The sequence below is a fragment of the Nostoc sp. genome (assembly GCF_036919615.1).
Taxonomy (GTDB): domain Bacteria; phylum Cyanobacteriota; class Cyanobacteriia; order Cyanobacteriales; family Nostocaceae; genus Nostoc.
In genome coordinates, this window is record NZ_JBALCN010000025.1 from 59,390 (window position 1) to 71,071 (window position 11,682).

An 11,682-nucleotide genomic window follows, 5' to 3' on the forward strand; every position below is an offset into this window, starting at 1 on the left:
CGACAACTAATAAATAAATTCTTTATTAAGAATTTTCAGAAAATGATAGTAAATAATGCCTCATATCAATTTAAATTCTTCACTCTTAGCTTATCTCTACAACTGTTAGTGTTTGCCTTACCTTGTTTGGGACAATCAGAATCAGTCACATCAAAAGTCAACCTACCAGAGCAATTCGTTTTTCAAGAGAATTTTGAACCACCGGGGGAGCCAGAACCAAAAAGTGACACTGCTGGTGCAGGTTCTCGTGATGGACTGAGGTGTTCTGAGAATGAACAGCCCATTAGACCTTTGATGCCAAAGCGTAACTTTGGGTTAACCTTCCAAGACCATCCTTCCGTATTCATTTCCTTACCCAAAACTTCAGCACAGAAGGTTGTACTGACCTTTAGAGATGAAACGGGTAACTATTATGAAAGAACTTTTTTACCTATTACTATTAGTGGAGGGATTGTTAGTTTCACTCAACCTAAAGAAAAAACGCCGCTAACTGTAGGTAAAAATTACGAATGGTCATTGGTAGTTGTCTGTGGAAAAACTGTGCAACCAGACAATCCTATATTTAAAGGTTGGGTACAACGAGTTGCAAAAACGACCAAAGTAGATAGGGAGTTGAGCCAGTTGACTACCATCGGTCAAGCAAACTGGTACGCACAGAGAGGATATTGGTATGAAATGCTTATGGCCATAGAGAAAGCTAGAAAAGCTGAACTTAAGAATACCCAATTAAAATAATTCGTAATTATTTTGTTGTAGTATCTTGTCAATCAAATGCTGATTTTCTTTGCCTTCTGCTTGTTTGAAATATTCAATCGCGATTTTTCCAGCAGCAGGTTGCTCTTTTGCAACCGCAAGTAGTAACTTGAGAGTTTGCTGGAGTTGGATTTTCTCAAGCTGCTTAGTTGCAAACATAGGTAAAATAATCGGAGCAAGTATTAATCCCAATAATGGGGGAATAATCGGAATCCACCAACCTTGTAAAAATGCCAGATAACTAAACACGATTAATCCTAGTCCAGTGCTAGTAACGACAAACATCAATTGTCTAGGTGATTTTAATCGCCAAGCAATTAATGTTCCTATCCCAGACCAAAGCAAAATCCATAATATCTCCCATATCTCAGACCAAGTTTGCAGCATTCCTCTTCCTTGCAGCGCTGCGGTTAATATTTGGCTGGTAATATTAGCATGAACAAATACTCCTGCCATTTGTTTTGATGACCCAAATAGCCGATTGTTATAAGGTGTTTGAAACAAGTCATTAATACTTTCAGCTGTTGCACCAATTAAGACAACACGATTTTGGATTTTTTCTTTTGGTATCCGTTCTTGCAACAAATCTGTGATGGAGAAGCTTTGAAAATTTTGTTCTGTGCCGTGATAACTAAGCAAAATTTGATAACCTCCAGTATCAGCTCGGACATAGCCTCCGTCAAAAGGTTGCAAGGGTGTTATTAAGGCTCTGCCAAGCTGGATATGATGGCGATTTTCAGGATGAGGATGGGGAGTGATGCCAACAGTTTTTAAGTATTGTAATGCTAATTGTAAACCCAAACTTTGCCGTAATTGATTTTTTGGCGATCGCGCAGTGGTGAGGCAGTCGCAGTCCTGGACGCCACTTGCTTCAAGTCGGGAAACCCGCCCAACGTAGTGGCTCCGCTTTCCGTCGGTTGCGAACTGCCGAACCCGAAGGGTAGCGAGTCTGCCTCCCTTGCGCGTCTCGTAGAGAGTGTCTGGCTGCACCAACGTCTGCGATGAACGCACTGTCAATAAGGCACGACGTACCTTACCATCTCCATCCAATACTTGGTCACTAAAACCCACCTGACTTAATTGGGCTAATACTCTTGGTGGTGCAACCTTAGTACCTACAACTTTATCAACACCAATAAGATTGGGAGTAGCTTTGAACAATTCTACTAATTCTTGATACCCTGGTTCTACTGGCAAATCTCGATATAAATCCAACCCAATTAATTTAGGTTGATAAGTTTTCAATTTGTTGAGCGCTTTAACCAAAATATTATCAGGTATGGGGTATTGTCCTATTTTTTGCAAATCTGGTTCATCAATTGTAATTACAACAATACGAGAATCAATTCCTGCTTGGGGTCGTTGTTGCAAAAAGCTATCAAACATATTCCATTCCATTCCCTGCAATAAACCAATGAAGCGTAGCAGGAGAATAAAACTAGTAATACCAATTGCAAAGCCGACAATACACGGTTTACCAAAGTGTAATACAGCATTTAATTTAGCAGCTTTTCGGGCTTGGTTCAAAATCCGATTCGCTTCCTTCGCAGCTGCCAGAGTAAAATGTGCTTTTTCTAATTCAATTTTTTCGGCGTTTAAACTTATTTCAATTTCTTGTTTATCCAACTGCTGACTAGTAGCAATAAACCGATAATCTATATTAGAAAGTTTTTTGTTTTCTGACCAAGCTACTGCTTCTTTTAATTTCATGCCTCTTAATAATTGAGTGTTATCTTGCTGATTACTAGCAACCCAATTTTTGAAGTTTTGAAAATATGGACGTAAATTTTCTAGGTTTTTAGCAACCCAATCTAAATTAAATATAGCTTGATAAATTTTATTTTTTACTTGATTTTTACCTTGATATCTGATAATTAAACCCGATAAAATTAACTCATTTTTTTCTCTAATATCATCAATTGTGACTTCTTCATCCATTAAAATTTGCTGATAGACTCCCAACAATCTTCCTGCCGTTTGCTCATTCTCTAGAAGACGTGAGCTTATAGTTCTTAAATGTTCCGGTTCATCTTGAAACTCCCAATTATTTATAATATGTGACCTAACTAAATTACTAATAAATAATTCTCAATTATTTATTAGTAATTTATCTCTATTTTTCAATTGTTCATTTACCACAATTTGACATAGCTTTTGAGTAAGAAATGGTTGTCCACCAGTCCAAACTAATATCTCTTTTAAAATAAGTTTTGGATTTACTACTTTTCCTTCCAATCCTTTTATTAAAGCGAGGGTTTCTTGTAGCTTAAAACCCTGAAGTTCTATTGATTTACCAATATTAAATGGTGTACGTCTTTTATCTTGAATCAAATCTAATGGAGTTGCCACTCCAAAAATAGCAAAGGTAATACGTTTATATTCAGGATTGATTGCTCGTTGATTATAGCAAAACCGAATCAGTGCAAAAAAATCATCAACTGAGAAATCTAAACTCAGAATACTATCAATTTCATCAACAAAGATAAATAATCGTTTGTCAGAAAAATGAAGCTGTAATAATTCCTCAATAAACCACCTTAATCTTTCCAGTAAAGATATATCTTCTTGTTCACGCCACCAACTTTTTAAGTTGATTTTATTTAATAAATTAAAACCTAACCATAAATCACCAACTACACTCTTATACCACTGGAGTGGGGTGATATGTGAAGTACCAATAATCGACATATCAATGCTACTGCATTTAAATCCTTCTTGTTCCAAGCAATGTTTTGTACTTGCAAGCAGAGAGGATTTACCCATTTGTCGAGAGTTCAGTATATAGCAACACTCTCCCTGCTTGAGAGCCTCATAAAGCAGGGTATCTGCTTGTCTTTGCACATAACTAGGTGCATTAACTGTCAAACTGCCACCGACTTGGTATTTATAATCAGTCATAGGTTTAGTAGTGACTTCACTATCTACAGGACTTACGCAACTGTCATAAGCAATGGCGCGGTTACACCGCGCCGCGCGCCAAAAAACTACGCGATAAACATGGCAACAGCAGGACGTTTTAGTTGCTGGACTAAATAATTTGATAACAATCCATGCTTGATTTGATAGATTTTTGACCAGTATATGGCGCTAAATCTTTGAGTCTAAACTAGACTAAAATAGCACAAGCAATATGATTTCTTTGAATAAAGATAAAACACCAATTGGTATTCAGGTACTGTGGCGAGGTTGGTTAAAATTACATGACCTCTGTGTTCGCGTAGCGTCTCGTAGAGAAAGTTGGCAACTTGCAAAAGAGACTTAACGGGAAATGTTAGCGAATCTTCATTGCTAAGATTAATGATTTCTAACCCAAAACCCACAACCGTAAAGCGCTTGATTTTGATACTTCTACGTTTTGGGCTAACATCAGTATTTTTGGTAATAAAGGCTTTTCCCTGGATACCCAGTTGTTCTAACTGACGCTGTGCTGCTGCTAAAAATGACTCGGTTCTTGATAACCCTGGATAATCACTATACGCGATCGCAGTCTCTCAGCAGGCTCAAGCAAAGAAATTTCAAGAATCTCCAAGCGAATTGTATGCCTGCCAATTTTCAGGGACTTAGCTGCTAACGGATAGATTAGACTTATTTTGTCCACAGGTAGGCGAATCTGAAGCCTGGAATTATCAGTCTGATGAATCTGACATCTTTGCTGGGAATACCTGCAATAGTGTAAATACCCAATATATCCATGTCGTGAACTTGGATTTAAAATGAGCGATCACAATAACTATTCTTTATTTAGAAGCCACAATGTATTCAAAAGCAGATTCCAATGTAGCTAACTCTAAAGTGACTTCTTAAACTGCTTGATCCATATCCCAAACCTGTTTTGCCAAATAAGTGAGCATTTTCTGACGCTCTTCAATAGCTTGAGAATTCCAAATTGTAAATTCCTTAAGGTCTTGAACTGCTCGATTAATAGCTGTATTAGTTCCAAGTACAGGCTTCTCTGTTATTGACCTAGTTAACAAGAAAACAGACTGCGGATAAGCAGCCTTTTTTTCGGAAAAAGTGCCCCTACCAGTGGAGGCGTTTATGGTCTTTTCTAATAAAGTCAGATTACCTAGCCTAGATATATATTTTGTTATTTCATTTGGCTTATCAAAACTATCAACAATAGCTTGCTCAGGTTTTTGAGGTAAAATGTGTTCTATTTCTATTTTATTCTGAATGAATGTATTTAAATTTATCCAATTTTCTTCACTACATCAAACCCGTTAGAATCAGTATCTATTCCGTATATCCGAGTTTTTATGCTATCAATAGCAGCATGATTTTCTAACTTTATAAGATAGTTTTTAACAACATAAGAGAAAATGTGAGCAGTAGTAATTCGTTGTTGTCCATCAATTACTTCATAAAGATTGTTAGTGTCATCAGAACTAGGGCAAACGACAATGCTACTAATAAAATAATCATCTGATTTATGACGAAATTTAAGGGGAGGAAATTCTTTATGTACATCATACAAAAGTTGTTCTACTTGCTTTTATTACCAAACATACTCTCTTTGATAAGGTGGTATACTGTAGAAATCATCAATAATTTGTCAATAGTTAAATCTAAGGATTTAATTGTTTGTTGATTCATAAATTACCTACTATTGTAAATTTTTATAAACTCTGCTGCGTCCATATGACTCTGTAGCTTATCGGCAGATGCCCAAATGGGTTGCTCAAAATCTAAAGTCGCCCTATTGCCGTTTTTTATGTTCTGTTTTTTCTGGCCATTTACCACTAAGTATTACTCCTCTAATAACCATAAATTTGTTTTTAGCATCGCTTTAGTATAAAAATCGATTTATTCAAGGTTTAAGCCTAACTAAAAAACCAACATCAATCATTTTAAGATTGTATAAACATATAGCCCCTTGTCCCAGACATGACCTCAAAAAAAATTGCTGGATGTGTTAAAATTTAACTATCCAACAATAATCTCATGTAAATAACAGTATAGTTACTGATTCAATAGTATAAATTATTCTACAGTGACACTTTTAGCAAGGTTACGAGGCTGATCGACATCCAAACCGCGAAGGGCGGCAATATGATAAGCCAATAATTGCAGGGGAACCACTGTCAGAATCGGAGAAAGTAATTCTTCTACATGAGAGACAGGAAGCAGATCGTTAAAGATTTCTCCAGCTTCGCCATCTTTAACTGGAGTCACGCCAATTAAGCGAGAATCTCTGGCTTTTGCTTCCTGAGCATTGGAAATAACTTTTTCATACACACTACCAGGTATTGCGATCGCAACTACTGGTACTTTCGCATCTAACAGAGCGATCGGGCCATGTTTCATCTCTCCAGCCGGATACCCTTCGGCGTGAATGTAGCTGATTTCTTTTAATTTCAACGCCCCTTCCAAAGCAATGGGGAAGTTAATTCCCCTTCCCACAAAAATGAAATCTTGGGTTTCGGCGAATTCGTGGGCTAGCTGTTCAGTTAAACGTTCCTGACTTTCCAAAGTTGCTTCAATTTCTTTGGGAATCTGCCGCAATCCATTAATAATTTTCTCTAATGTGTCTTTTGAAACTGTCTGACGACGAGCTGCTAAATCCAATGCCAAAGCATAAAATGCCATCAGTTGGGCGGTAAAAGTTTTTGTCGCCGCTACCCCAATTTCAATTCCCGCTAGAGTACTAATAATATGCGGCACCATATGACCAAGGCTGCTTTCGGGGCGATTGGTAATACCCAGTAGTCGCACTTGATATTTGGGTTCTTTCCCCTGGCGACGTTCTTTTTCCATCGCCAAAGCTGCTAGGGTATCAGCGGTTTCACCTGATTGGGTAACGCCAATGATCAACGTGTTAGCCGTCACGGGTGATGGTGCATAGCGATACTCAGAAGCGTAATGCACCTGAGTTGAAATTCCTGCTAATTGTTCGATTAAATATTTTCCGATTAATGCTGCGTGCCAACTAGTACCACAGGCGACGATCTGAATTTGTTCTAAATCCTTGTATAAATCCGCAGGTAAACCAAGATTGATTGGCGATTCGATAGATTCGGCTGGATTAAAGTAAGCGTCTAAACTAGCTCTTACTACCCCTGGTTGCTCATGAATTTCTTTGAGCATGAAGTGTTTGAATCCCTGCTTTTCTACCGTTGCCGGATTGAAGTTGAGCAGTCGGGGTTGTTTTTTTAACCTGTCGCCAGCAAAATTGTAAATCTCAACGCCCAAAGGTATAAGGCGGGCAATTTCGCCATTTTCCAGAGGTAGCACTGCACGGGTGTAGGCAACGATCGCTGGCGTGTCAGATGCACAAAAGAACTCCCCTTGCCCAAAACCAATTACCAAAGGTGCTTGTTGGCGGACAACAATCAATTCATCGGGGTAGTCAGCAGAAATAACTGCGATCGCAAATGCCCCTTTTAGGTGGTTAACGGCTTGGCGAATTGCCTCTAAGAAGCGAGATGAGGGAGATGAGGGGGGAAGATTCTTTAAAAATTCGGCTATAAGATGGGGAATTACTTCTGTATCGGTTTCAGAACGAAACTGGTGTCCTTTTCCTTTGAGTTCCTCGCGCAACTCGCGGTAATTTTCGATAATCCCATTTTGCACCACCGCCACTCGCTTTGCCGTATCCATGTGGGGATGGGCGTTGTACTCTTCTGGTTTACCATGAGTTGCCCAGCGAGTGTGACCAATACCAATTTGGGCAGGGGTTTCTATTTGTTCGAGTTTAGAACGCAGGTTATGCAGTTTGCCCTTTGCCCGTACACAATTAACCTCACCTTCCCAAATAGTGGCGATTCCAGCAGAATCGTAGCCCCTGTACTCTAGTTTTTCCAGCCCAGCCAGTAAAATCTCTGTTGCCGCTTGAGTGCCTATATATCCAACGATTCCGCACATTGTTCACACCGCTTTTTTTAGGATGATTAAATCCAGTATGTCTAGTTGGTAGCACAAACTTGACATTTTGCAAAGAAAAAAGGGAGTAAATTACTCCCTCTACCACTAGGTATTGCTAAAGGTGCTTTCTATTAAAAAACTTTAAAATTCTTGAGCACTGAGTTCTGAGTTCCGTTAGCGTAGCGGGGCGTAGCCCGGGCTGAGTGAAGAATCAAGAAATTATTTTTTTGATTTACTTCTTTTGCCTCAAAACTCAGAACTCAGCGAGAACTCTGTAGCAAGATCCCGCAGGGTGCGGAGGCTTTCTTTGATGGTCTGCATCACTGCCGAGAGACGCAAAGGCTTGCGCCTCTCCCTTATGTCCAAAGGAGATAAGGCAACCGTTCTGGAAAAAACGGTTGGACAGTAGACCCGCATCGCGATCAGAAGTTCGGTGACTCAGCACTGAGCTTTTTAGTAAGCCAGACCCATACTGCGAGTTGTTTCAGCGCCCAGGTAAACCCGGATGCTCAAAAAGTCGGTGGGACAAGCGGTTTCGCAGCGCTTACAGCCCACGCAGTCTTCTGTACGGGGCGAAGAGGCTATTTGAGCAGCTTTGCAGCCATCCCAAGGAACCATCTCGAGTACATCAGTAGGGCAAGCACGGACGCATTGGGTACAGCCAATGCAGGTATCGTAGATTTTTACGCTATGAGACATTGAAATAACCGCTCCTTCCGAGTGTTCTTCTCTGCGAAAGAATCATAATCAACGCATAGTTTACCGCAGTGGTTGATAGGCTGTAATCAAAAGGCTACATAACTTCAAACAATGTAATGAGCACCCTTGATAAGTTGTTTTTGCGAGATCGTCCCTATTGCCTGATTAATTAACAACATCATCGGAGCGTATTTACCCCACCTCAGTACCATAATAAGGTTGAATTGTAAAAGAAATGAAATAAAAATTAATCTATAATCCTATATACAGCAGATTGCAACTTCTCTTCTTAGGCTACGCCAAGGTGAGGTACAGATCATTGTAGGGGCACAACATGTTGTGCCCCTACTCGTTCTACTTCATTTACCTGCAATATGCTGTATATCGTCAAATAGAGCCAATTTATAATGTAATGTTAATTTTCCATCAAAATTCCCAAATTAACTATAGTGGTAATAATCTGATGAATGCGATCGCTATTACTGCCAAACACCACAGATGAGCAATTTAGAGACTGCTTTTGATGATCATGTTGCTGTGAACGGGCGATCGCACTCAGCAATTCTAAGCGATCGCTCACCGATAACTTGTATATTTGACTTTTTCAATCTGGCAAACTCATAATTTTTACTTTTAGATGTCAAAGGATTTCAGAAATTGCAAACTCATCATTTATAGCAGCAATTTCTGTTGAAATCCTTGGCTCACTAACTATCACTTCCAGTTGTTCTTCCAAATTTTTGGCATCAGCCAATTTATCTTTTGTGTACTCCCTTTCTCGGATTTGCCGAGCAATACTTTCTAGCAGCCAAAGTTGTTCTTCCACAGACAAGGCACGGACAGAGCGCTCAATTTCTTGTAAATTCGGTGATGTCATTTTGCTTTTGATTCCAAGCGGGGTATATTTTTCAAAGATATTATATTTAGTCTATCTGGTTAACCTAGAGCATCGCAAATTCCCGATCATTTTCCCCACGCCTATTTTTTCACAAATCAAATGAGATTGCTATAAATAACCAGAAGCCAGTTTGATGACTTTTTAATTAGGTATTCCTGCTGAAGCAAAATGTACGCTAAACTGACTACATGAATTACGAAACAGCTCGGAAAATCCTCATAGATCAGACAATCACAACCGAGGAAAACCCAGATGCACTGTTAACGCGGATGAAACAGGGGAAACCCCCGGTACCTGGTCAGATTACCTTGATTTTGTTGACATTGAAAGTGGTGTTTGAAGCCCTTAAAGATGCAAAGAGCCTAGACCGAGAACTGGCTTTAACCCTTTATCAGTTAAGCATTAAGGCGCAACAGCTATTTGCCGCAGGGCGTAAAGCCGGAGTTGATTAGCCGCCACTACTGAAGGAAGATTTGCTCCGAATTTCCTTAGTATCTAAAAGTATCTTTTCAGGTATATGGCAAACCCTAGCTCCTATCGAGTTGGGGAAGTTGTAGAACACCAATTCAATAATCTTTAGATGAGGCAGCAGGGGGAGAAGAGGCAGGGGGCAGGGAACAGGGGGAAAGAGGTATATTTTAATTCTCCCCCTTGCAAGAACAGCGCCCTGCCTCTTGTACTCAATGCCCATTAACGAATTTGCAGTTCCCTTTCTAACTTGTCTAGGTCAGTTTTGAGCAAAATTGTCATTTGACCGGTAAAAGCTTTGCCAGTCTTAGGTTGGGCAATTTCCACCCAATATACATAGCGATCGCCTACTCGTAATTCTCCCTTTAAAGCTTCTCGAATTGGAGTTTGGGCAAGACGCGCCGAGTTAATTACGCTCTGGTTGGGATATTGGTACACTACTTGGGCGCGATCGTAATCTTGATAAATCTCCAAGCCATAAATCACCCGTAAGGATTCCTGGAGACGCGTAAATGTCATGCCGTTAATGGCATCATACATGGCAATGCGCTCACTGCGGATTCTGCTACGGTCTTTAGAAAATTCTACCCTACCGGGAGGCAATACCGACGCTTGAAAAGTGAACCGTTGGGCAGCTGTATCAGTCTTTTGGACAAACAATTGCTCTCCACTCCTGGGGCGGAGTGTCGGATGTGCTTTAATCCAGGTGCCTACTTCCTCTGTACTTTGCCCTGGTAAAGCATTAACTTTGGAATCAAAAAGCGTTCCCATGCACAGCCAGGGTGCTAGAGAAAAAGGCAAAATTAAACAGTTAAGCAGAGATTTTTTGAGCATTTTGCTGTTCAGGACTTTCATGGAAATTTCCCTATTAGGGAGTAACCATAGTCTTCCCGTTTTTCAGCAAGATTATTTCAAGTGTCAACCCAACTTAAAACATCAGGGATCTTACTTATCAAGGCTCTATCATAGAAAAAGCCAAGAATAGAATCTTATCAGCATTACGTTTATTCCAGAGCAAGAACAACTAATTTAAGTTTTGCTAGCAACAGGTAGATTTAACAGTGTTGATGAAGGGATAGCATCACTTGAAAAGGGAGAAGGAATTGATAGTGAAACTTTTGTGAATCAGCTTTTAACACAGTTGAAGCAAGCAAAAGAGGCTTAGAAATGAATCAGTATATTATCTTACTCCCTGCTTCTCGTGATTTACAAGCGATCGCAGATTATTTCGCGGTAAAAAATGTTTTGCATGGGAACGAGGAAAGCCTCATCAAGCTAGGTTTTTAGCATTTGTGTACACTACCATAGCTTTGGGAGAAGGATCTGTAGTAAATCTTGTTTTTTAATGTTTGAGGTATTCATTTTTTGGGAACCATACATAGGGTGATAGTAAATTTATCGGACTATCTACCAGCAAGTTGCATTTAAATACCTAAATATATCCAGATATGAAAACCAAAACAACTACATATATCTATGCTTTTAGCTTTTGGTTTCTTTGGAACGCCTTCGTCGCTAAGATAATACTCCAGTATTTATTAAGTCTAAATTTTGTTCCAGTAAGTATCTGTTATATACTTATTAATATATTCCCATTTATTCTCTTCTTTGAGGTAATTGTTAAGATATTATTTTCCTCAAATATTTCTAGTAAATTAAACTTTGTACCCACACAGTTAGAAGCTCTATCTCAAATAGATACTAAGACTTTCAACTACTACACGAATGCTTTAGAGTCCTTTGGTTTTACTAAAATTAGTGACTTAGAACTCTCAGAATCTACCCTTACTGTCGCTAGACTTTTTTGCCATCCAAAACATCTTTGTTTTGCAGAAGTGATACAAACACCTGGGCGTTCAATCGTGTTTTGTGCTATTAGCAGTGGTTTAGAGCAAGAATGGTCAGTTAGTTTTATACCAATTCAATGTGAAGCTGCATAGAATAGAGCTTCCAGGATAAAGTTATAAGAAGAGACAGAAATTACCTGCTCAAATGTAAGTTGG

Annotated in this window: 12 protein-coding genes and 4 pseudogenes; 5 read left to right on the top strand and 11 right to left on the bottom strand. The window is 39.3% G+C overall.

Annotated elements, in window-relative coordinates; genetic code table 11:
• The first annotated feature begins 42 nt into the window (after positions 1-42).
• The gene (locus V7K48_RS08975; RefSeq protein WP_335071576.1) at positions 43-735 is read left to right on the top strand and encodes a DUF928 domain-containing protein; all 693 of its coding nucleotides are present in this window, start codon (positions 43-45) and stop codon (positions 733-735) included.
• On the opposite strand, the gene V7K48_RS08980 is transcribed toward V7K48_RS08975, so the two are convergent.
• The 3 genes and pseudogenes from V7K48_RS08980 to V7K48_RS34945 form a co-directional block, all read right to left on the bottom strand.
• Complete coding sequence (locus V7K48_RS08980) at positions 727-2,691, bottom strand: CHASE2 domain-containing protein (protein ID WP_335071578.1); 1,965 nt, start codon at positions 2,689-2,691, stop codon at positions 727-729. The two genes, V7K48_RS08975 and V7K48_RS08980, sit on opposite strands and share 9 nt — an antisense overlap.
• Positions 2,692-2,841: 150 nt before the next feature.
• Positions 2,842-3,651 carry an AAA-like domain-containing protein gene (locus V7K48_RS08985; protein ID WP_335071580.1) on the bottom strand — a complete coding sequence of 270 codons (810 nt, stop codon included), beginning with the start codon at positions 3,649-3,651 and terminating at the stop codon, positions 2,842-2,844.
• Between the two features lie 86 nt (positions 3,652-3,737).
• Positions 3,738-3,898: pseudogene (locus V7K48_RS34945) on the bottom strand (IS701 family transposase); the annotation flags it as partial.
• On the opposite strand from V7K48_RS34945, the gene V7K48_RS08990 reads away from it, so the two are divergent.
• Positions 3,884-4,015 (top strand): hypothetical protein, encoded by a 132-nt coding sequence (locus tag V7K48_RS08990; protein WP_335071582.1) that lies wholly within the window; start codon positions 3,884-3,886, stop codon positions 4,013-4,015. The pseudogene V7K48_RS34945 and the gene V7K48_RS08990 sit on opposite strands and share 15 nt — an antisense overlap.
• Before the next feature lie 67 nt (positions 4,016-4,082).
• On the opposite strand, the pseudogene V7K48_RS34950 reads toward V7K48_RS08990, so the two are convergent.
• From V7K48_RS34950 to V7K48_RS09025, 7 genes and pseudogenes are all read right to left on the bottom strand, one after another.
• A pseudogene (locus V7K48_RS34950) lies at positions 4,083-4,351 on the bottom strand (type I-MYXAN CRISPR-associated protein Cas6/Cmx6); the annotation flags it as partial.
• Positions 4,352-4,553: 202 nt separating this feature from the next.
• Entirely contained in the window at positions 4,554-4,946 is a 393-nt protein-coding gene (locus V7K48_RS09000; protein ID WP_335071600.1) for an HNH endonuclease family protein, read from the bottom strand.
• A pseudogene (locus V7K48_RS09005) lies at positions 4,943-5,233 on the bottom strand (GmrSD restriction endonuclease domain-containing protein); the annotation flags it as partial. The gene V7K48_RS09000 and the pseudogene V7K48_RS09005, both read right to left, overlap by 4 nt.
• Before the next feature lie 500 nt (positions 5,234-5,733).
• The gene (gene glmS, locus V7K48_RS09010; protein ID WP_335071586.1) at positions 5,734-7,614 is read right to left on the bottom strand and encodes a glutamine--fructose-6-phosphate transaminase (isomerizing); all 1,881 of its coding nucleotides are present in this window, start codon (positions 7,612-7,614) and stop codon (positions 5,734-5,736) included.
• A 453-nt stretch (positions 7,615-8,067) separates the two neighbouring features.
• A complete protein-coding gene (psaC, locus tag V7K48_RS09015) occupies positions 8,068-8,313 on the bottom strand; it encodes a photosystem I iron-sulfur center protein PsaC (RefSeq protein WP_015175986.1) in 246 nt (81 codons plus the stop codon).
• Positions 8,314-8,728: 415 nt separating this feature from the next.
• Positions 8,729-8,893 (bottom strand): hypothetical protein, encoded by a 165-nt coding sequence (locus V7K48_RS09020; RefSeq protein WP_335071588.1) that lies wholly within the window; start codon positions 8,891-8,893, stop codon positions 8,729-8,731.
• A 60-nt stretch (positions 8,894-8,953) separates the two neighbouring features.
• Complete coding sequence (locus V7K48_RS09025) at positions 8,954-9,190, bottom strand: hypothetical protein (RefSeq protein WP_335071590.1); 237 nt, start codon at positions 9,188-9,190, stop codon at positions 8,954-8,956.
• Between the two features lie 209 nt (positions 9,191-9,399).
• Between V7K48_RS09025 and V7K48_RS09030 the strand changes: the two are divergent.
• A pseudogene (locus V7K48_RS09030) lies at positions 9,400-9,768 on the top strand (Dethiobiotin synthetase).
• 133 nt (positions 9,769-9,901) lie between these two features.
• Here V7K48_RS09030 and V7K48_RS09035 read toward each other — a convergent pair.
• The gene (locus V7K48_RS09035) at positions 9,902-10,513 is read right to left on the bottom strand and encodes a hypothetical protein (protein WP_335071602.1); all 612 of its coding nucleotides are present in this window, start codon (positions 10,511-10,513) and stop codon (positions 9,902-9,904) included.
• 202 nt (positions 10,514-10,715) lie between these two features.
• Between V7K48_RS09035 and V7K48_RS09040 the strand changes: the two genes are divergently transcribed.
• Both V7K48_RS09040 and V7K48_RS09045 read left to right on the top strand, forming a co-directional pair.
• The gene (locus V7K48_RS09040) at positions 10,716-10,844 is read left to right on the top strand and encodes a hypothetical protein (RefSeq protein WP_335071592.1); all 129 of its coding nucleotides are present in this window, start codon (positions 10,716-10,718) and stop codon (positions 10,842-10,844) included.
• A 283-nt stretch (positions 10,845-11,127) separates the two neighbouring features.
• On the top strand, positions 11,128-11,619 hold the full coding sequence (locus V7K48_RS09045) for a hypothetical protein (RefSeq protein ID WP_335071594.1): 492 nt from the start codon (positions 11,128-11,130) through the stop codon (positions 11,617-11,619).
• Positions 11,620-11,682: the final 63 nt, after the last annotated feature.